Genomic DNA, 20,346 nt, shown 5'->3' with positions numbered 1-20,346 from the left:
TTCGAGCATTTTGCTTTGCTAATTTCCGCTTATTTCTCGATTTCCTTCTTTCGCTTTTTCTGTATTTTTCAATTTCTTTTTGTGCAAGAATTATTGTTTCTTCTTTTAAATTATCTACTGATCTAATTATATAATCCATAAGCAAAATAACTTTAAGAGCTACAGTCTGCTTCCCAAAATTTGTATCTGCCCCATGCAAGATGGCATTTCTACTTACATCAGACTTTATACTAGCTCCATGTTCAAAACTAGCCAATATCTTTTCAGAGTAATATTTATGAATAGCATCATCAAATGATAACGAAGAATTGTAATCTCGATTTTTTAGTAAAAGATAATCTAGTAATATCGAAATAATAGCACCATTTACATATCCTTTAATCCTAAAACCATCAACTATTATTCCCTCAAATTGAGATAACAGAGATGGGACGACTAAATCATACATTCCTTGATTATATGCCATAATAGAATTTCGCAGTAAAGGAAGTCTCTTTTTAATATGTTCTATATCTTCCCACTCTAAAGAAATATTATTTAACATTTGACTATCATAGAATGAAAGCATAAATTCATCTATATACTTCTCTACATGCTCTTTTCCATTATCTCTATAATCTCGTGCTATATACCTTAATTTTCTTATGTCAATTGACTCGTGTGGAGGATATCCTAATTCAACTATAGCAACTTTAAAAGTTTTAATATCCTCTTCCGTTTCCTTAATACCATCAGCTATTTTTTTTAAACTTTTTGCAATTTCTGTTATATATGGATTAATTATTTTTGAAAACAATTTCTGTTGTTCAATTATAGATTGAGGAATAATTTTTCTTATATATGTATATGGAGGATTAATTACTTTTGAAAACATTTTCTGCTGTTCAATTATAGATTGAGGAAAAGGTCTAATCATATTTTGTAACATCCTTTGAGTTTGGTTCAATTGATTGAAAAAATCTTTATTAAAAAACATATTTTATTACCCCTTATAAAACTATAATTTCATTTAAATGGTTATGAATATATTGCAATCGGAATAACTAGTAAGGCAGGTTCATTAATTCTTGTTATTATCTCTGGTAATTCTAATTGTTCATCTACTTGATCATTAAATGAAGTGAACATTTCTTCTAAAGCATTTTGTTTGAATAATTTAAAACCTGTATTTCTAAACAAATTTATACTATCAGTTTGATCTAATACTACTTTTACCACTTTTCCCACTACAGTATAGTTTCCATCTATAATTTCATTCATACTTCTATTAAAGAAAAAATCAATATATACAGGTAATACTGCTTTTATTGTTTCATGAGAAGTTTTTATTGTACTAATTAAATCAATCATATCATGTTGAGTTAAACTTTCTCTCATGCCTTTAATTTGTTTTAATATATTTTGATTTTCTTTTTGAGCTTTGCTTTTCTTTTTACTTTCACTTTCAAATCTTATTGCCATAACTCCTATTTGTTCTAACGACTCTAAGAGCGAAACTAAAGGATTTTGTTCTAATGTACTATTAAATCTTACAAACTCTCCTGATTTTAAATTAATTAAATCGCTTTTATTGTTAATGTCTTTAACAAGGTTTTTCTCCTCTAAATAAGAAAGTAATTTTACAAAAAGAGACGTTGGAGTGTGAACTTTTTCTTCTGACTTTGAAGAGGATTCTGTTTGTGTTTTTTCTTTTCTTGCATTTATCTTTGATTTAACTCCAAATAATCCAAATGCATTACTTATTCCAATTTCAGCACTACCATCTACTCCATTCTTTTTTCCTTCTTGATTAGAGATATTTAATTTAGTTACTTGAGAAAAACCATCATCAATTACAGCTAACAAATCAAACACTATTTTTTGATTTAGATAAATAGTTATTGGTAAAATTTCTTTTGTTTCTGACATATCTTATCCCCTTTTCTATTTTAAATACTGATAAAAGGATTCTTTCATTTTAACACCGATGTCGCTAATTTTACTGCTTTACCACCATCAAAAAACTTCCCTTATTGTAAATTATCTAAATCGACAACATCTACTTTTCCAATTCTGTTGGTATCTGTAAACTTCATTAATGCTCTTACCCCATCTTTTTGATCAGGTATAATTTTTGTAATTATACCTCTTCTATCTCGGTGTTTCTTCTTTAATTTACTAAGCGGCTTAACCACCATTTCTTTACCAATTTTGATCTCCACAGTTCTAATATTATTAGAAACTCTAACTCTTTCAATAACATCATCGTTGCTATAAATTTTAATACTTGATACTCTCATAATCATAACTCCTTTTACTATTTAAATAAAATCATTAATTATTTAATGTTCCATCAAAATTTGACTTTTGTTTTACACACCATCATTAACAATCTGCAAATACTTAGCATCAAGTTTCTTCTATACAATGCTCCAATTGAATTTTATGCTCTCGCTTTATATTCCGAATCATCTGTTAAATGAATCATTTGTAAGTGAAATTTTACCATTTAAAAAATAATAATAAAAGTAATACATATGAATAATTTTGTGAATTTAGACTTGTCATTAGGAGTGGATATTTGTGGTATCCACTCCTGATTTTTTTACTGTGCAAAATTTAATACTTCAAATGCTTGCTCGTATTGCTGTTTGATTTCAAGAAGTGATGAAGAAATATACCCTTTTGATTGCAATTGGCGAATTTCATTATCAATTGATTTAATTTGCATTGTGAGGGCTGTTTTCAATGTAGCCAGTTCTTGCTCTGTGAGTTTCACCGTTTTCATTTCATCACTACCCTTCCAATACGTGATTTTGCATCCCTCCCGCTTAAATTTTTATGTTCATTAGCGGGCTCGATGGCATAGCTTTTTCAATAAGTTGAAAATCCTCAAGCGATTGCAAATATCTTTGTGTTGTTGAAATATCAGAATGACCGAGAAGTTTAGAAAGCGTATATATGTCTATCCCGTTCAAAATACATTGAACGGCAAAAAAATGGCGAAACGTATGCGGACTGACTCTTTTATCTCGTATCCCTGCACGTTCTCCTGCTTCTTTCACGATATTTCCTAGCCCGACATGTGAAATTTGATCGCCTTTGTATGAAAGAAAGTAGTATTTTTCATTCACGTTTTTGTCTTTGAAATATTCTTTCCGTATCCGCTCGTATCGAATCAAAATTTTTTTCAATGCGGGGCTGATGAATATATATCTCTCTTTATTGCCTTTACCGTTGACAAGGATTGTATTTTCTTTGACGTTTTTTGCTTCAAGACCTCTTATTTCAAATGCACGTAATCCGGTATCTGCAAGCATGGCTATAATCGCTTTATTTCTTGCTTCAAAATAGTTTTTATAACTAAACGAATGAATCATCTTTGTAACTTCTTCTGTCGTGAAACCCTTCAGTATTTTTTTCGGTACGCGCGGCAATTCAACTTTTTTCGCTATATTTTCTTTGATATATTCCTCTTTTTCACACCAAGAAAAAAACGCTCGAATCATTTTCATCATAGATACAATAGATTGCGGTTTTAAGCCCGATTTCTGCTTGTATCTCATGTACGCTTTAATATCGTGTGTAGTGATACTTTCTAGTTCAACAATTCCACGCTTTTCAGTCATGAACCGCTTAAACTGTTTCAACTCTTGACGCTTGTTAATGAGTGTTTTTCTTGTGAATCCTTTTGAAATGCAATAATAGTCATATTCTTCTAAAATGTCCTCAAGCAACAAAAAAATCATCCCCTTTCGTTGATTAATCTTTCAACGAATAGGATGATTTTTTAGAAAGATTCACCTTTTAACAATGAAATCAAAACGGAGAAAAATTCACCATTCAACACTTTTTTTGATTTCATTATTTGTGGTGATTCTGTTTCAAATATATGAAACCCCTTATCAAATCAACGTTTCATTTATTTAAGATGATTGTTCATCATTTTCATCATCTGGTTGATTTTCTTCTGTGATGGCGTCATCCCCATTTGCATCATCATCATGCGGATCATTTGCTCATTAATTGGCGGATTTTTCTTTAAATAGTTCATCATCGTTTTGCGGGCAATGAAAAATCCTAGCGCCGTTCCGGCAATAAGCGCTAGAATGCCAACGAGAATCGTTGTCAACATACAGCTATTTCCTCCTTCATGTTGTCTATCTAACAGTGTACTAAACCATGTGGTATTATACAATATTTCCTGACAAAAATCTTTTATTTACGCAAATTTTCTTCTGTCCGCTAGTTGAGTCAGCCAACCGTAGTCACCAAAATCGGCGTCGACCGCTAAAAAAGAAGGGGAAACTTGCGCAAGCGCGTGGCAAATGTCGTCAGCGGCTGATGGACTGTCAGTGACAAGAAGCAGGCGTCGCTTTTGCACGATAAGCAGTGCTTCATCCCCGATTTCATTTTTCAATATAAACATATTACGCTCTAAATTTTTGCCGACGCTGCCGGCAAAATATTGTTTCAATCCTAATTCCAATCGGGAAAACGATAACCGTTCGGTAATAAATTCGACTTGTTTTCGGCAAATGCTTTTTAGCGGCGCTTTTGCGACTTGGTGCTCACGCAATAGTTCGACAATCTTTTCCGTACGATCGCGGTAATAGCTTGCCACCTCTTCATTTAGCAAATAAATCCAATAGCGCACCATTTCCCATCCCCCGTTTCTATTTATTCGTTTATTTCTATTATAAAAAAACAAAAGAGAAAAATATGTCTATTAACGAAAAATTTTTCCACTAACATTGTCGATTTTTTGCATAACAAAAGCTGTCTCCGTCCCAAAGGCGAAGACAGCTTTCTTTTGCTATTTGCCAAGCAATGCTTTGACCCGTTTTACGACATTCTCGACCGTAAATCCGTACTCTTCCATAATTTTCTCCCCTGGTGCCGAAGCGCCGAAGCGGTCAATCGCTAAAATATCACCTTCCTCGCCGACGTAGCGCTCCCAGCCGAGCGACGCGGCCATTTCGATCGCCAACCGTTTTTTCACCGCGCGCGGCAGCACTTGTTCTTTATAATCGGCAGACTGCTTTTCAAAGCGATCCCAGGAAGGCATGCTGATGACGGAAACGTGAATGCCTTCTTCGGCCAGTGCTGCTTGCGCTTTGACGGCAAGGCTTACTTCCGATCCGGATGCGAGCAGCAGCGCTTCCGGCTGGCCGTTTTTCGCCTCCGCTACCACATATGCCCCTTTTTTCACGCCTTCATACGCCCGCTCTGCCGTATTCGGCAGCGTCGGCACGTTTTGCCGCGTCAATACCAGTGCGGTAGGATGATCGGTTGCTTCCAGCGCCAGCCGCCATGCCGCCGCCGTTTCATTCGCGTCAGCCGGACGAATGACCGATAAATTCGGCATTGCTCTTAATGACGCCAAATGCTCGACCGGCTCGTGCGTCGGGCCATCTTCGCCGACGGCAATGCTGTCATGCGTCAGCACGTACGTAACCGGCAAGCCCATTAAGGCAGCGAGGCGGATGGCAGGACGCAAGTAATCGGAGAACACAAAGAACGTACCGCCGAATACTTTCAGACCGCCGTGCAGCGCCATTCCGTTTAAAGCCGCGCCCATCGCAAATTCGCGCACACCAAACCAAATGTTGCGGCCGTCATAGCTTTCCGGCAAAAAGTTGCCCGCGCCTTTCATTAATGTTTTGTTGGAGCTAGCCAAGTCAGCCGAACCGCCAAATAGTTGCGGAACCGCTTTTGCAATCGCGTTGATCACTTCCCCGGAAGCGGCGCGCGTTGCCAAGCTTTTCCCTTCTTCATACACTGGAAGCGATTTTTCCCATTCTTCTGGAAGTTCGCCATTGATCGCCAATTTCAATTGGTTCGCTAAATCCGGATATGCTTTCTCATACGCAGCAAACAGCTCATTCCATTCCGCTTCTTTTTTCTCGCCTGCTTCCTTGACCACTTCGCGGAAATGGTCGTATACTTCTTGCGGCACATAAAAATCTTCGGCAAAGGTCCATTGATATGCTTCTTTTGTCAGTTTTGCCTCTTCGGCTCCAAGCGGTGCGCCGTGCACATTGGAAGTTCCTGCTTTATTTGGCGCGCCGTAACCGATCGTCGTTTTCACTTCAATCAGCGTCGGACGGGTTGTATCTGCTTTCGCTTCTTCCAGCGCTTTTGCAATTTCTTCGATATCATTGCCGTCTTCGACGCGCAAATATTGCCAGCCATATGCTTGAAAGCGCTGCTGTACATTTTCGGAGAAGGAAAGACGTAATTCACCATCAAGCGAAATATCGTTCGAATCGTACAGAACAATCAAGCGGCCAAGTTTTAAATGCCCCGCTAATGACGCTGCTTCGGAAGCGACCCCTTCCATTAGATCGCCGTCGCCGCAAATGGCATATGTGTAGTGGTTAACAATTTCAAAACCTTCGCGGTTATATGTAGCTGCCAAATGACGCTCCGCCATCGCCATGCCAACGGCCATTGCAATCCCTTGGCCAAGCGGACCAGTCGTTGCTTCCACTCCCGGCGTATGTCCGTATTCCGGATGTCCCGGCGTTTTACTGCCCCATTGGCGGAATTGTTGAATATCTTCCATAGAAACGTCGTAACCGCTTAAATGAAGCAAGCTGTATAGCAGCATCGAGCCATGGCCCGCCGATAAAACAAAACGGTCGCGGTTAAACCATTTCGGGTTGCTCGGATTATGATTCATAAATTTCGTCCACAGCGTATACGCCATCGGGGCGGCGCCCATCGGCATTCCCGGATGCCCGGATTTTGCCTTTTCGATCGCGTCGATGGACAAAGTACGGATCGTTGTAATCGCTAGTTCCTCGATCGTATGCGGCATATCTTTCCATCCTTTCATCAACATAGTTTCAATTCTATCATATAGAAAATTGCTCCAGATGTACAATATTAAGTGGCGCATAAAACAGAAAAAGAAAGCATCTTTTTATAGCATGCTTTCTTTTTCCAACAATATTAATTCATCCGCTTCTTTTGGCTTTCTTTTAACTTTTTCGGCGTGACATCATTGCCGTTAGGGTCGATGACCGTGACCGAATGAAGCATATGAACCATCGTTTCACGAAACACCTGAATATATTCTTGGCGAAGCTGCTGCTGTTCCAACGCTTCGTCTGCCGTCAAACCAGCCGTTTTTGCCTTTTTCGCCAATTCATTAATTCGTGCGATTTTTTGTTTCGATAACATGACTGCCTCCACCTACGTTTCCTATTGTTGTTACGCTCCCATCTTATAGGACAAAAAGAAAAATTGCAACGGTCCTGCTTTTTCGTCCGCAAGCTGCAAAAGGCGCCTGCACTATATGGCAAAATGAAAGAGGTAATAGCCGCATATATCGTTCCGCCCGCAACAGGGCAAAGCTATCTTTTATGCGGCGAAGCATGCTCATCGACATATTCCCGATAGCGGCGATGGACGGTCGCTTTTGATACGTGATAGCCAAAGCCGCGCAACGTGGCGGCGATTTCGGCAAACGTCAAACCGCTGTGGCGCAAGCGGACGATTTCTTCGACAGGAAGCTCTATTCGTTCCCGTCCGGCGTTTTCCCCCATATGTTTTAAATTTCGTTCGGGACGGTAGCCTCGCTCCACCGCCCGCTTCATCCCGCGCTTAATTTTTAAATTATGTATTTTCCGTTGATATTCTTCAACAATGCTAATAATGTTCAGCACCATCTCATCCGCTTCCGACAGCTGCATTTCACCGTTATGGGCGATGGTATATATTTTTACCCCTTCTTTTTGGATGCAATGAAGCAGGGCTATTCGCGCATGGCCGCGCCCCAGCCTTGTTTCATCTTGAACTAAAAGGGCATCAATCTCTTGTTCTTTTAATGCTGAAAACAGCTCAAACACGCCTTCTCTGTCCACTTCATAGCCGCTCGCCTGCTCCATAATCACTTTCGCTACTTCAAAGCCGTGCTTCTTCGCAAGCTGTTCAAGCTCTTCCTTCTGCCGTTCGAGCGACGTTTCCTGCTCTTCTTTTTCGGTGCTGACGCGGCAGTAAATAATCGCTTTCATGCGATACCATCCTCTTTTCATATTATTGGTTGACAGCCAGCTGTCTATCTTCCTCTGATTTTAACACAGGAATGACAATTTTTTCACCGGCAATAATCCGCTGGCCGGATAGGTGGTTAACGTCGACAACCCAGTTGATGAATTCCTCGGTGGAAAGCCGATGTTGATCTTCATATTCTTTCGCCAGTTTCCAAAGCGTGTCTCCAGAAGCAACGGTGATTTCCATATATTGATCTTTTTCCACCGGTTTGTTTGCGTAAAACAGCGCCCCAATCACCATAAACAGCAACGAAGAAAAGAGGAGATAATGCACCATCATCCGCTTCATATTTCCCACCTCTTGAGAATGTTTGTTCGGTTTTGTTCTCATTATAATAAAGAACATTTGTTTGTGTCAATATAAATCTCGAACTTATGTTTGTTTTTTCCCTATCACCGTGTTATAATGTAAGCAAATGATGTGGCAAGAGGTGTATAGGATGACGAAACTATCAAAACGGCAGCAGCAAATTTTAGATTTCATTAAAAAAGAGGTAAAAACAAAAGGATATCCTCCTTCTGTCCGGGAAATTGGCGAAGCGGTCGGACTTGCTTCGAGCTCTACCGTCCATGGGCATCTAGCGCGGCTCGAAAGCAAAGGATATATTCGCCGCGACCCAACGAAACCGCGCGCGATTGAAATATTGGATCCCGATTTCACCGCGTCGAAGGAAAAAGAAGATGTCGTCTCTGTGCCTATGATCGGAAAAGTGACGGCCGGACAGCCAATTACCGCGATTGAAAACATCGAAGATTATTTTCCGCTGCCAAAACGGCTCGTTTCTGCAGAAGATCAAGTTTTTATGCTGGAAGTGATGGGCGACAGCATGATTGAGGCCGGGATTTTGGATGGCGACTACGTGATTGTGCGCCAGCAGTCTTCCGCCGATAATGGGGATATCGTCGTGGCGATGACCGAGGACAATGAGGCAACCGTCAAGCGCTTTTTTAAAGAAAAAGACCATATTCGCCTGCAGCCGGAAAATTCGAATTTAGAGCCAATTATCGTCCGCAATTGCACCATTCTCGGCAAAGTGATCGGCGTCTATCGCATTATTCATTGAAATAGAATAGAAAACGAAGCCAGATGGAGAGTTCTCTGCTTGAACGCATGATAAAAAGGCTGTCTCATCCGCATGAGACAGCCTCTTCGTTTTTAATACAGTTCCATATATTGATCGCGTTCCCACTGATGGACCGCGGTGCGGAACATATCCCATTCGATTTCTTTCGCTTCGACGAAATGTTCGAATAAATGTTTTCCGAGCGCTTGCACAATGACTTCATCCGACTTTAAGTTTTCGAGCGCTTCCGCCAATGTCGCTGGCAGGTCGACGATTCCTTCTTCTAAGCGCTCTTCTTTCGTCATGACGTAAATGTTGCGGTCGACCGGAGCCGGTGGAGTCAGCTTGTTTTTGATTCCATCTAAGCCCGCTGCTAATAATACGGCCATCGCCAAATACGGATTGGCTGCCGGGTCGACGCTGCGCACCTCAATGCGCGTGCTCATGCCGCGTGAAGCTGGGATGCGGATGAGCGGGCTGCGGTTGCGGGCGGACCAGGCTACATAACATGGCGCTTCATAGCCAGGAACGAGACGTTTGTAGGAGTTGACAGTCGGGTTCGTTACCGCCGTAAAGTTTGGTGCGTGTTTCAGCACGCCGGCAATAAATTGCAGCGCTGTTTCGCTTAATTGCAAATCCGCATTTGGATCAAAAAACGCATTTTCATTATTTCTAAACAAGGATAGATTGCAATGCATCCCAGACCCGTTAATGCCGAAGATCGGTTTTGGCATAAATGTGGCGTGAAGGCCGTGTTTACGGGCGATCGTTTTGACAACGAGCTTAAATGTTTGAATGTCGTCGCACGCTTTCACCGCATGGGCGTATTTGAAATCAATTTCATGCTGGCCAGGCGCCACTTCATGGTGGGAAGCTTCAATTTCAAATCCCATTTCCTCAAGCTCAAGCACGATATCGCGCCGGCAGTTTTCCCCTAAGTCCGTCGGCGCTAAATCGAAATAGCCGCCTTGGTCATTTAATTCCAACGTAGGGCGCCCATTTTCATCTAATTTAAATAGGAAAAACTCCGGCTCCGCGCCCAGGTTGAACGAAGTAAAGCCGAGCGCTTCCATTTCTTTTAACACCCGCTTTAAGTTATAGCGCGGACATCCTTCAAACGGTGTGCCGTCTGCATTATAAATGTCGCAAATAAAGCGGGCTACTTTTCCTTTTTCCGCCGTCCACGGGAAAATGACAAACGTATCCAAATCAGGGTATAAATACATATCCGATTCTTCGATGCGGACAAATCCTTCAATCGAAGAACCATCGAACATCATTTTATTGTCTAGCGCTTTCTCTAGCTGGCTGATTGGAATTTCGACGTTTTTAATCGTGCCAAGAATATCGGTAAATTGCAGGCGGATATACTTGACGTTTTCTTCCTTGACGATGCGCATAATGTCTTCTCTTGTGTATTTTGCCATTTTGAAACTCCTCCCCGGCTCCCAATTTTTTACTGCCAACGATCATTAATGAAAGAAGCGAGCGAGATCTCCTTGGCGAAGTGATGCACGTTGGAAACGCCCCGCCTGCAGCAGCTCCGTTCGCAAAATTTCGCGCAGCTCCTCGTCCGATAGTTTCTGTTTCACGACTTTTTCCACTTTTTCTGGCTGCTCTTTGCGATCGGCCTGCCGCGACGCAAAAATTTGCTTAATGCCGGCCAAGTTGACTCCTTGATCAATCAAATCTTTGATTTCAAGAAGGCGATCGATATCGTTGAGGGAAAACAAGCGGCGGTTTCCCTCGGTTCGTGCTGGAGAAACGAGGCCATGCTCTTCATAATAACGGATTTGGCGGGCGGACAATTCGGTCAATTGCATCACAATCCCAATCGGAAACAATGGCATGGAACGACGGATGTTGCTATTCATGCCAATTCCTCCTCGCTTATGATAGTTTCATTTTACAACCTGTCAGAAAATGTGTCAACAAAATGTTAGATTTTCTTACAAACGAATTAATTGCTTTTCGATTAATTGGTCAATCGCCGAACAAATCGCGATTTTTACATGGGAATACGTTAATCCTCCTTGTACGTAAGCCACATACGGCGGGCGGATCGGCCCGTCCGCCGTTAATTCAATGCTCGCTCCTTGGACAAAGGTTCCTGCTGCCATAATCACATCATCCTCGTAGCCAGGCATATAGCTTGGGTACGGGGTGAAGTGGGCATTAACCGGAGAGGAAAATTGAATCGCCTGGCAAAAAGCGATCATTTGCTCTGGATCGTCAAACTGGACAGATTGCACTAAATCGGTGCGCTCCGCATTCCAGGAAGGATCCGTGTTTAGACCGATCCGTTCTAACATCGCAGCCGTGAAAACCGCCCCTTTTAGCGCCTGGCCGACGATATGCGGCGCTAGGAAAAAGCCTTGATACATTTCATGCAGGCTATATAACGCCGGTCCCGCCTCCGCACCGATCCCCGGTGAAGTCATGCGGTACGAACAGGCCTCTACATATTGTTTTTTCCCGACAATATAACCACCTGTTTTCGCAAGCCCCCCGCCGGGATTTTTAATGAGAGAGCCGGCGATTAAATCGGCGCCGACATGGCACGGTTCTTTTTCCTCGACAAATTCTCCGTAGCAATTGTCAACGAAAACGACGACATCGGGCTTCACGGTTTTGACAAAAGAAATCATTTCGCGAATTTCTTCAATCGTAAAGGATGGTCTTGTCGCATAGCCTCTTGAACGCTGAATGCCGATCATTTTCGTCCGCTCATGGATGGCCGCTTTGACGGCAGCGAAATCCACCTTCCCTTCCGGGGTGAGCGGCACGCTTTGGTAACTGATCTGAAATTCTTTTAGCGAGCCGCTGCCGCTGCCACGGATGCCGATGATTTCTTCGAGCGTATCATATGGGTTTCCAGTAATGTACAATAACTCATCTCCCGGACGCAAAATGCCAAATAATGCGATTGTAATCGCATGCGTCCCAGAGATGATTTGCGGGCGGACAATGCCTGCTTCGCCGCCGAATACATCGGCATAAATTTGTCCCAGTGTATCGCGGCCGATGTCATCATAACCATATCCGGTAGACGGAATAAAATGGCTGTCGCTGACTTGATGGCGGCGAAAGCTGTCTAACACGCGATATTGATTCACATCAATGCGTTCGTCAATTTTTTGATGAATCGGAGCAATTTGCGCTTCCACTTCTTTTACTAGTGCAGCAATTTTTTCTCCATGTCGCAGCTGTGTAAACATACGATGACCCTTTCTATTTTTGAAATTGACGCAACTGTCCGTATAGCGGATGTTTTGGCATGACATACCCTTTGCATTCATACATGCCGCTTTCTTCATTATAGTGCAATTCGTGCAAAATCGTTTCTGATTTCAACTGAGCCAGCAATTTTCCTTCATCATCCGGGATCGATACGTAATAGCCGACCATCTGTTTCTTGACCATCTCTTCGATAAACTGCCGCAGGCGCCGAATATCATCGGCACAAAATGCGCTCACCATCATCGCTTCCGTTTCCGTGCTTGGCACAAAATGAGGATGGCGAATATCCTGCTTATTATAAATAGTCACAATAGGAATAGACGCCACACCAAGCTCATCGAGCAGATCGTAAACCGTCTGTTCATGATGATAATAATCCGGGTTGGAGGAATCAACGATATGCAAAATTAGATCCGCTTCTTTTACTTCTTCCAGCGTCGAACGAAACGCCGCGACTAACGTCGTCGGCAAATCTTGAATAAAACCGACCGTATCGGTTAAGAGCACCGTATAGCCGCTCGGAAGAATGAGCCTGCGCGTCAGCGGATCAAGGGTGGCAAACAATAAATTTTCTTCGAACGAATCGGCAGCGGTCAAACGATTAAACAACGTTGATTTTCCTGCGTTCGTATAACCGACAAGAGAAATTTGAAAAGCGCGATTTTTTTTGCGGCGCTCCCGATAGCGCTCGCGATGTTCGGCTACCAGTTTCAATTGTGTTTTAATCTCATCGATGCGCCGGTAAATATGGCGGCGATCCGTTTCTAGCTTCGTTTCCCCCGGCCCCCTCGTGCCGATTCCGCCGCCAAGGCGGGACAACGCTGTCCCTTGTCCGCCTAAACGCGGCAATAAATATTGCAATTGCGCCAGCTCTACTTGCAGTTTTCCTTCTTTCGACCGGGCGCGCTGGGCGAATATATCTAAAATAAGCTGGGTCCGGTCAATAATGCGCACCGCCAGCTGTCTCGCCAAGTTGCGGTTTTGGCTTGGCGACAGTTCATCGTTAAAAATAACGAGATCCGCTTCCGTTTGCTCGACAAGATGTACAAGTTCTTCTACTTTTCCTTTTCCGATATAGGTGGCCGGATGGATCGCTTCCCGTTTCTGCGTCACCGTCGCAACCACTTCTCCGTTTGCCGTATGCACGAGCGATGCCAATTCTTCCATCGAATAAAAAAACCGCTCATCATCGATATGAGGAAGCTGGCATCCGACTAAAATCGCTTTCTCCCGTTCGCTCAATTAGGCACCTTCTTTCCAGCAGCATGACTGAGTCTGTCTCCATCATAGCAAATCTGCGGCAAAATCGCTACGGCCTTTGCAGCAAACATTCTTGTTCCAGCTATTGATTTTCCGCTCCCTTCGCCATACAATGTTACCGTATGACAGGAAGGAAAGGGATGCATAGATGACATGGGAAGTGTTAAGCATCATCGGCACGATTGCGTTTGCGATCAGCGGCGCGATTGTTGCGATGGAAGAAGAATATGATATACTTGGCGTTTATATTTTAGGCATTGTCACCGCGTTTGGCGGCGGCGCGATCCGCAATTTGCTCATCGGCGTTCCCGTCTCTGCTTTATGGGAACAAGGATTTTTATTTGTCATCGCCTTGATCGCCATGACAGTCGTTTATTTATTTCCGCAAAAAACATTGCCCCATTGGAAACGGTGGGGAAACTTTTTTGATGCGCTCGGCCTTTCCGCATTTGCCATTCAAGGCGCGCTGTACGCTGTTAAAATGAATCACCCGTTAAGTGCGGTCATTGTTGCCGCCGTGCTGACCGGAAGCGGCGGCGGCATTGTCCGCGACATTCTTGCCGGCCGAAAGCCGCTTGTGCTGCGCGCGGAAATCTATGCGGTATGGGCGATTGTCGCCGGCATCGCGGTTGGCACAAAATTGGCGTCCACCCCTTTTGAGCTTTATCTATTGTTTGTTGTCGTCGCGCTATTAAGGATTTTATCGTATACGTACCATTGGCAACTGCCGCACCGTTCGCTAAGGAATCAGGCTGTCGATCAACCTCAAAAAACCGGCGTATGATGCACGCCGGTTTTTTCGTTACAGTCGTTCGATAATCGTCGCCGTCGCCATCCCATGGCCGATGCAAATCGTCAACAGCCCATATCGGCCATTGCGCCGCGCCAGTTCGTAAACGAGCGAAGTCATTAATTTTGCCCCTGTCGCCCCTAGCGGATGGCCGAGCGCAATGGCGCCGCCATTGACGTTTACTTTAGAGAGCGGCGCGCCGATTTCTTTTTGCCATGCCAATACAACAGGGGCAAATGCTTCGTTAATTTCAATTAAATCGATATCCTCAATCGTTAATCCTGCCTTTTCAAGCACCTTTTTTGTCGCCGGAATCACGCCGTCAAGCATATAGGTCGGGTCGGAGCCGACGACCGTCTGCACGACGATGCGCGCTTTTGGCGTTACACCAAGCTTTTGAGCCACCTCCTTTTCCATCAATAACACCGCTGCCGCTCCGTCACTCATTTGGCTCGCATTGCCGGCGGTAATTTTGCCGTTTTCCCGGAAAACGGGCTTCAAGGAAGCAAGCGCTTCCGGGGATGTATCCGGACGCGGCCCTTCATCTTTGGTGACGATGATTTCGTTTCCTTCCTTATCGAGTCCTTTTACCGGCACGATTTCTTTGTCAAATATTCCATCCTGCTGGGCGCGAAGAGCGCGCTGATGGCTTTCGTACGCGTAGGCGTCAAGCTGTTCGCGCGTTAAACCATACTTTTCCGCGATTAGCTCGGCGGAAACGCCCTGATGGACAAATTCGTATTTTTCATGGAGCGATGGCGGAATCGTATGTTCGTTGCCGTCGCTTAAAATCGGCACCTTCGTCATGCTTTCGACTCCGGCGGCAATCGTAATGTCCATGTCGCCCGAGCGAATTTCCTGAGCAGCGAAATGAATGGCCTGCTGTCCTGATCCGCACATCCGATTGATTTGCACCGCCGGCACTTCGACGGGAAATCCTGCCTCGAGCGCAGCGAGCCGGCCGATGTTGTAGCCTTGCTCGGCAATCGGCGTCACACAGCCCATGACGATGTCTTCGACTAACCGTTTTTCTACTCCTGCTCTTTTCACTACTTCATCGAGTACCGTCGCCGCTAAATGGACAGGATGGACGTTGCGGAACACGCCGTTGCGTTTGCCGACCGGCGTGCGCACCGCTTCGACAATCACCACTTCTCTCATCGTCTTTCCCCCTTGCGTCTATTCATTGTACGTATAAAACCCTCTTCCTGTTTTCCTTCCTAAATATCCTGCTTCAACTAGCTTGCGCAGCAGCTGCGGTGCCCGGAAACGGTCCCCGTATGCTTCCGTTAAGTTTTCGCTGACAAACAGCATCGTATCCAGTCCGACCATATCAGCAAGCTCTAACGGCCCCATCGGATAATTCAAACCGAGGCGGACCGCTTTGTCGATATCTTCAGCAGAAGCGATCCCTTCCTCATACATGCGGATGCATTCGATCATATGCGCGGCAATCGCCCTTGTCGTGACAAATCCTTGCCGGTCTTTGACGATGACCGTTTCTTTGCCAATTTCTTCGGACAGGCGCTGAATCGCCGCCACCGTATCATCGGATGTCGTCTCGCCTTTGACGATTTCAATGAGCTTCATTACCGGCGCAGGGTTAAACCAATGCATGCCGATCACTTTATCCGGCCTTGCCGTCGCCGCAGCAAGCGCCGTAACGCTTAGCTCGGACGTGTTCGTCGCCAAAATCGCTTCCTGTTTCGTATAACGGTCTAACTGTTGAAAAACATCTTTCTTTAACGTTAAATCTTCCGGCACCGCTTCAATGACGACATCCACGTCTTGCACCGCTTCTTGCAAACCGGTAGCGGTACGAATGCGCTGCAGCGTTTGCTTTGCATCCTGTTCCGATAATTTTCCCGCTTTTATAAACCGGGAAAGGCTTTTTTGTATCGAAGCAAGCCCTTTGTCAAGGGCCGCCTCGGAAATATCATATAAACGGACCTCTTTGCCCGCCATCGCGAGCGACTGGGCGATGCCGCTTCCCATTAATCCAGCTCCAACAACAGCAATCGTCTTTGCCATAACATCTCCCCCATTCAAAGTCAAGTCTATCGCTCGTTTATAGCACATTATTGTTATTGAGCATTCGTACTAGAATAATAGTTTTGCAGCTCTTCACGCAGTTTTCGTTTTAAAAATTTTCCGACGCTCGTTTTCGGTATTTCTTTCATAAAGACGATATCGTCCGGCAGCCACCATTTCGTAAACTGCGGCCGCAAAAAGTCATACAGCTCTTCTTTCGTGACTGTTTTTCCTTCTTTCAGCACGACGCAGGCAATCGGGCGCTCCTGCCATTTCGGATGCGGAACGGCGACGACCGCCGCTTCGAACACCGCTTCATGAGCCATGAGCGCGTTTTCCAAATCAACGGAAGAAATCCATTCCCCGCCGCTTTTGATCACATCTTTTGTCCGGTCAACAATTTTCACAAACCCTTCCTCATCAACGGTGACAACATCGCCCGTGTGCAGCCAGCCGTCACGAAACGCTTCTTTTGTCCGCTCGTCATTGTAATATTCACCGGCAATCCAAGGGCCGCGCAAACATAGTTCGCCCATTTCTTTTCCGTCCCAGTTTACTTCGCCTTCTTTGCCGACGATTTTCATTTCCAGGCCTGGGACGAGAATGCCCTGCTTCGCACGGAATTCGAGCTTTTCTTCATACGGCAGATCTTGCTGATAGCTTTTCAGGCGCGATACTAATACGAGCGGGCTTGTCTCGGTCATGCCGTAGGCGTGAATAAACGGAATATGATACTTCTCTTCAAACGCGCGGATGATGCCTTTCGGAGCCGCCGCTCCGCCGCAAATGACGCGCGTCAAGCTGCTTACATCGTAATTGCCTTTCTCTAACTCTTGCAGAAGGCCGAGCCAAATTGTCGGCACTCCGGCGGTAATCGTTACTTTTTCCGACTCGATTAATTGCGCCAGTACTTTAGGCGTAAACGCCGGCCCCGGCATGACGAGCGTCGCGCCGAACCATGTGGCGGCAAACGGAATCCCCCATGCATTAACGTGGAACATCGGTACGACCGGCATCGCGACATCGTGCTCGCAAAGCCCGTGCGTATCGGCAAGCCCGAGCGCCATGCTATGCAAGACGGTGCTGCGGTGTGTATATACGACGCCTTTTGGATTTCCCGTTGTCGCCGACGTATAGCACATTCCCGCCGGCTGATATTCATCCAAATCTTTTTTAAACGGGAAGGACGGGTCTCCTTGCTCCAATAGTTTTTCATAATGATAGACAGGGGAAAGCTTCGTTTCTGGAAGCTCTTCTTTATCGGTCATCAGGATAAACGCGCGCACGTTCGGAATCTCGTCTTTCACTGCCTCAATTGCCGGAAGCAAATCATCATCAATAAGCAGCACGCGGTCGTCGGCGTGGTTAATAATATAGGCGATATGCTGAGGCGAGAGACGGATGTTAATCGTATGAAGCACCGCGCCGATGCCCGGGATGGCAAAATACGCTTCCAAATGGCGATGATGGTTCCAGGCAAAAGTTCCGACGCGGTCGCCGACGGAAACGCCGAAATCGGCCAAGACGCTGGCAAGCCGTCTTGTCCGTTCGCCAATTTCCTTATATGTATGGCGGACGATGCCGTGCTTCAGGCGGGAAACGACTTGTTTCGTCGGAAAGAACATTTCCGCTCTTTCTAACATCGTTGAAATATTCAATTGCGTCTTCATCATTTCCTCATCACTCCTTCATTTCGCAATGGATTCGCATGTTCATTCAATAATGGCGCTCTTTTCCGTTTTTGCAATGTGTTTGGCCCGTAGCGGGTAGCCACTTCGATGCGCCCGTCTGTGATGTGGATCATCTTGCGGTAACGGTCATCCGCAAACATTGTTTTCGCCTCATCCGTTTCGAGCACGGGCGCAAGACAGCAATCGACCGTTTGGCTAAACTCCAGCCACTCCTTCATCGTTTTCGACCGGAACAGGTTTACGATTTCTTGATAAACATGGTTGGCTTCGTCCGCCGGCGAATAATGATGCGCAATCCATTCCGGCTTGCCGACGGCGCGGCAAAAGTTTTCCCAAAAGTTCCTTTCCAAGGCGGCGAGGCTGACATAGCGGCCGTCTTTCGTCTCATACAGCTGATAAGACACGATCGTGCCGGCAAGCTCGGTGATGCCGTTTTTTCTACCAGTCTGATGTTCTATGGCAAAATGGTTGGCCATCATCGACAGCAAGCCATCGACTAAGGACAGATCGATGTACGTTCCTTTTCCGGTCCGCTCGCGGTAAAACAAGGCGGCAAGAATTTGTTCGGCAGCATGGATGCTCCCGATTAAATCGGCAAGCGTAATCGTCGGATGGACAGGACGGCCTTGTCTATCTTTTAACTGAGCCAACACGCCGGTAAGCGCCATATAATTTAGATCGTGGCTGCCGAAAGACGCATACCGGCTATGCTGGCCGAAGCCGCTGATCGAGCAGTAAATGATTGTGTCATTCCACTCGCGCACATTGTCATATCCTAGCCCGAGCCGCTCCATGACCCCCGGGCGGAAGCTTTCGATAAGAACATCGGCTTTAGAAACCAGACTTTTTGCTGTTTGCAGATCCCGTTCATTTTTTAAATTTAATGCGATGCTTTTTTTGCCTGCGTTATTGGCGTGAAACACGCACTCATCGGCAAGCGAGCGCAGTCTGTCGCCGGCAGGCGGTTCGATTTTAATGACTTCAGCGCCTAAATCAGCAAGGCGAAGGCTGGCAAATGGGCCGGGCAGGTAGTGGGAAAAATCGATGACTGTAATTCCGTTTAACACAAAGCCACCTTCTTTCTATAAATCCAAGTTTCTTGCAATGATGGTTTTCATCATTTCATTCGTTCCGGCATAAATCGCGCTGACCGGAATGTCGCGGTAACGTCTGGCAATCTCGTATTCTTCCATATAGCCGTAGCCGCCGTGCAGCTGCATGCTCTCGGCGGCGACTCGCTTCGCCATTTCCGTAATCCACCATTTCGCCATCGACACGTGTGTGACGACATTTTTTCCTTGCATATGTTCTTCAATGACACGGTCGACAAACGTCCGTCCGAGAGCAATTTCCGTCGCCATTTCGGCAAGGCGGAATTGAACGGTTTGAAACTCGCTAATGCGTTTTCCAAACGCCGACCGCTGCATGACATATTGCTTCGTCAGCTCAAACATCACTTCCGCCGCCGTCTGTGCGGCGATTGCCACCACCAGCCGCTCTTGCTGGAGCTTTTCCATTAAGTAGTAAAAGCCTTTTCCTTCTTCACCAAGCAAGTTTTCTTTTGGCACTTTCGCATCATTAAAAAACAATTCGGCCGTATCTTGCGCGCGCAGCCCGACTTTTTCAAGCTTGCGGCCGCGCGTAAACCCTGGTGTATCGCGCTCGACGACAAGCAGGCTGATGCCCCGGTGCGGCGGTTTGGCATTCGGATCGGTTTTGCAGGCAACGATGATTAAATCGGCGTGGATGCCGTTGGTAATAAATGTTTTTTGCCCGTTGACGATATAGTAATCACCGTCTTTGACCGCCGTTGTTGAAATGCCGGCTAAGTCCGATCCCGCTCCCGGCTCGGTCATCGCGATCGCCGTAATAATTTCACCGGATACGCATTTTGGCAGCCACTTTCGTTTTTGCTCTTCCGTTCCGTAAGAGGCAAGGTATGGAACGACGATATCGTTATGCAAGCCGATGCCGACCATGCTAGATCCAACTTTTTCTAACTCTTCATTGATCACGACCGAATAGGCGAAATCGGCGTTAAAGCCGCCGTACTGTTCATCGACCCATGGGCAAAGAAAGCCGTTTTCGCCCATTTTCGCCCAAAAGGAGCGGGGGATGATCCCGCGTTTCTCCCATTCTTCATAGTATGGATATGCCTCTTTTTCCAAAAACTTGCGAAAGGCGTCCCGGAAAATGTGATGCTCTTCGCGTAAGTAGCGAGCTGTCATTGG

22 protein-coding genes are annotated in these 20,346 nt (G+C 45.3%); 2 read left to right on the top strand and 20 right to left on the bottom strand.

Annotated features, from left to right (window positions below; all coding sequences use genetic code 11):
* The 11 genes from GCA01S_RS13925 to yneA all read right to left on the bottom strand — a co-directional run.
* Positions 1-976, bottom strand: a 976-nt coding sequence (locus tag GCA01S_RS13925; protein WP_052510048.1) for a hypothetical protein, incomplete at its 3' end; no start/stop codon positions are given.
* A gap of 41 nt (positions 977-1,017) precedes the next feature.
* Entirely contained in the window at positions 1,018-1,908 is an 891-nt protein-coding gene (locus GCA01S_RS13920) for a DUF6414 family protein (RefSeq protein ID WP_042410826.1), read from the bottom strand.
* A 101-nt stretch (positions 1,909-2,009) separates the two neighbouring features.
* Entirely contained in the window at positions 2,010-2,279 is a 270-nt protein-coding gene (locus tag GCA01S_RS13915; protein WP_042410824.1) for a hypothetical protein, read from the bottom strand.
* Positions 2,280-2,584: 305 nt separating this feature from the next.
* Positions 2,585-2,767, bottom strand: coding sequence for a hypothetical protein (locus GCA01S_RS13910; protein WP_042410822.1), 183 nt, complete (start codon positions 2,765-2,767; stop codon positions 2,585-2,587).
* 43 nt (positions 2,768-2,810) lie between these two features.
* A complete protein-coding gene (locus GCA01S_RS13905) occupies positions 2,811-3,716 on the bottom strand; it encodes a tyrosine-type recombinase/integrase (RefSeq protein ID WP_255212292.1) in 906 nt (301 codons plus the stop codon).
* A 185-nt stretch (positions 3,717-3,901) separates the two neighbouring features.
* Positions 3,902-4,114: a YneF family protein gene (locus GCA01S_RS13900; protein WP_017435018.1), complete on the bottom strand. Its 213-nt coding sequence runs from the start codon at positions 4,112-4,114 to the stop codon at positions 3,902-3,904.
* Between the two features lie 87 nt (positions 4,115-4,201).
* The gene (sirA, locus tag GCA01S_RS13895) at positions 4,202-4,639 is read right to left on the bottom strand and encodes a sporulation inhibitor of replication protein SirA (protein WP_017435019.1); all 438 of its coding nucleotides are present in this window, start codon (positions 4,637-4,639) and stop codon (positions 4,202-4,204) included.
* 156 nt (positions 4,640-4,795) lie between these two features.
* Positions 4,796-6,802: a transketolase gene (tkt, locus tag GCA01S_RS13890; protein WP_017435020.1), complete on the bottom strand. Its 2,007-nt coding sequence runs from the start codon at positions 6,800-6,802 to the stop codon at positions 4,796-4,798.
* A gap of 134 nt (positions 6,803-6,936) precedes the next feature.
* A complete protein-coding gene (locus tag GCA01S_RS13885; protein WP_017435021.1) occupies positions 6,937-7,167 on the bottom strand; it encodes a DUF896 domain-containing protein in 231 nt (76 codons plus the stop codon).
* Between the two features lie 173 nt (positions 7,168-7,340).
* Positions 7,341-8,000 (bottom strand): YneB family resolvase-like protein, encoded by a 660-nt coding sequence (locus GCA01S_RS13880; protein ID WP_042410817.1) that lies wholly within the window; start codon positions 7,998-8,000, stop codon positions 7,341-7,343.
* A gap of 22 nt (positions 8,001-8,022) precedes the next feature.
* Entirely contained in the window at positions 8,023-8,328 is a 306-nt protein-coding gene (yneA, locus tag GCA01S_RS13875) for a cell division suppressor protein YneA (RefSeq protein ID WP_017435023.1), read from the bottom strand.
* A gap of 151 nt (positions 8,329-8,479) precedes the next feature.
* Between yneA and lexA the strand changes: the two genes are divergently transcribed.
* Positions 8,480-9,103 carry a transcriptional repressor LexA gene (gene lexA, locus GCA01S_RS13870; protein ID WP_017435024.1) on the top strand — a complete coding sequence of 208 codons (624 nt, stop codon included), beginning with the start codon at positions 8,480-8,482 and terminating at the stop codon, positions 9,101-9,103.
* Between the two features lie 92 nt (positions 9,104-9,195).
* Here lexA and glnA read toward each other — a convergent pair whose 3' ends face one another.
* The 4 genes from glnA to hflX all read right to left on the bottom strand — a co-directional run bounded on the left by glnA (position 9,196) and on the right by hflX (position 13,585).
* The gene (gene glnA, locus GCA01S_RS13865) at positions 9,196-10,530 is read right to left on the bottom strand and encodes a type I glutamate--ammonia ligase (protein ID WP_017435025.1); all 1,335 of its coding nucleotides are present in this window, start codon (positions 10,528-10,530) and stop codon (positions 9,196-9,198) included.
* A gap of 45 nt (positions 10,531-10,575) precedes the next feature.
* The gene (locus GCA01S_RS13860; RefSeq protein ID WP_017435026.1) at positions 10,576-10,977 is read right to left on the bottom strand and encodes a MerR family transcriptional regulator; all 402 of its coding nucleotides are present in this window, start codon (positions 10,975-10,977) and stop codon (positions 10,576-10,578) included.
* A 75-nt stretch (positions 10,978-11,052) separates the two neighbouring features.
* The gene (locus GCA01S_RS13855; protein ID WP_042410816.1) at positions 11,053-12,321 is read right to left on the bottom strand and encodes a methionine gamma-lyase family protein; all 1,269 of its coding nucleotides are present in this window, start codon (positions 12,319-12,321) and stop codon (positions 11,053-11,055) included.
* A gap of 13 nt (positions 12,322-12,334) precedes the next feature.
* Entirely contained in the window at positions 12,335-13,585 is a 1,251-nt protein-coding gene (hflX, locus tag GCA01S_RS13850) for a GTPase HflX (RefSeq protein ID WP_017435028.1), read from the bottom strand.
* Positions 13,586-13,751: 166 nt separating this feature from the next.
* On the opposite strand from hflX, the gene GCA01S_RS13845 reads away from it, so the two are divergent.
* The gene (locus GCA01S_RS13845; protein ID WP_017435029.1) at positions 13,752-14,387 is read left to right on the top strand and encodes a trimeric intracellular cation channel family protein; all 636 of its coding nucleotides are present in this window, start codon (positions 13,752-13,754) and stop codon (positions 14,385-14,387) included.
* Between the two features lie 18 nt (positions 14,388-14,405).
* Here GCA01S_RS13845 and GCA01S_RS13840 read toward each other — a convergent pair whose 3' ends face one another.
* Genes GCA01S_RS13840 through GCA01S_RS13820 form a run of 5 tightly spaced genes read right to left on the bottom strand, consistent with a single transcriptional unit; the run spans position 14,406 to position 20,343 of the window.
* Positions 14,406-15,554 carry a thiolase family protein gene (locus GCA01S_RS13840; RefSeq protein ID WP_042410813.1) on the bottom strand — a complete coding sequence of 383 codons (1,149 nt, stop codon included), beginning with the start codon at positions 15,552-15,554 and terminating at the stop codon, positions 14,406-14,408.
* Positions 15,555-15,572: 18 nt separating this feature from the next.
* The gene (locus GCA01S_RS13835; RefSeq protein ID WP_042410812.1) at positions 15,573-16,424 is read right to left on the bottom strand and encodes a 3-hydroxyacyl-CoA dehydrogenase family protein; all 852 of its coding nucleotides are present in this window, start codon (positions 16,422-16,424) and stop codon (positions 15,573-15,575) included.
* Positions 16,425-16,477: 53 nt separating this feature from the next.
* Complete coding sequence (locus tag GCA01S_RS13830) at positions 16,478-18,097, bottom strand: long-chain fatty acid--CoA ligase (protein WP_042410810.1); 1,620 nt, start codon at positions 18,095-18,097, stop codon at positions 16,478-16,480.
* Positions 18,094-19,182 carry a CaiB/BaiF CoA transferase family protein gene (locus tag GCA01S_RS13825; RefSeq protein ID WP_042410808.1) on the bottom strand — a complete coding sequence of 363 codons (1,089 nt, stop codon included), beginning with the start codon at positions 19,180-19,182 and terminating at the stop codon, positions 18,094-18,096. The genes GCA01S_RS13830 and GCA01S_RS13825 overlap by 4 nt, the downstream gene beginning before the upstream one ends.
* A 15-nt stretch (positions 19,183-19,197) precedes the next feature.
* Positions 19,198-20,343: an acyl-CoA dehydrogenase family protein gene (locus tag GCA01S_RS13820; RefSeq protein ID WP_042410806.1), complete on the bottom strand. Its 1,146-nt coding sequence runs from the start codon at positions 20,341-20,343 to the stop codon at positions 19,198-19,200.
* Positions 20,344-20,346: the final 3 nt, after the last annotated feature.

The organism is Parageobacillus caldoxylosilyticus NBRC 107762 (assembly GCF_000632715.1).
In the GTDB taxonomy this organism is placed as follows: domain Bacteria; phylum Bacillota; class Bacilli; order Bacillales; family Anoxybacillaceae; genus Saccharococcus; species Saccharococcus caldoxylosilyticus.
Note: the sequence above shows the minus strand (reverse complement) of the source record. Positions and strands in the feature narration are given on the sequence as shown.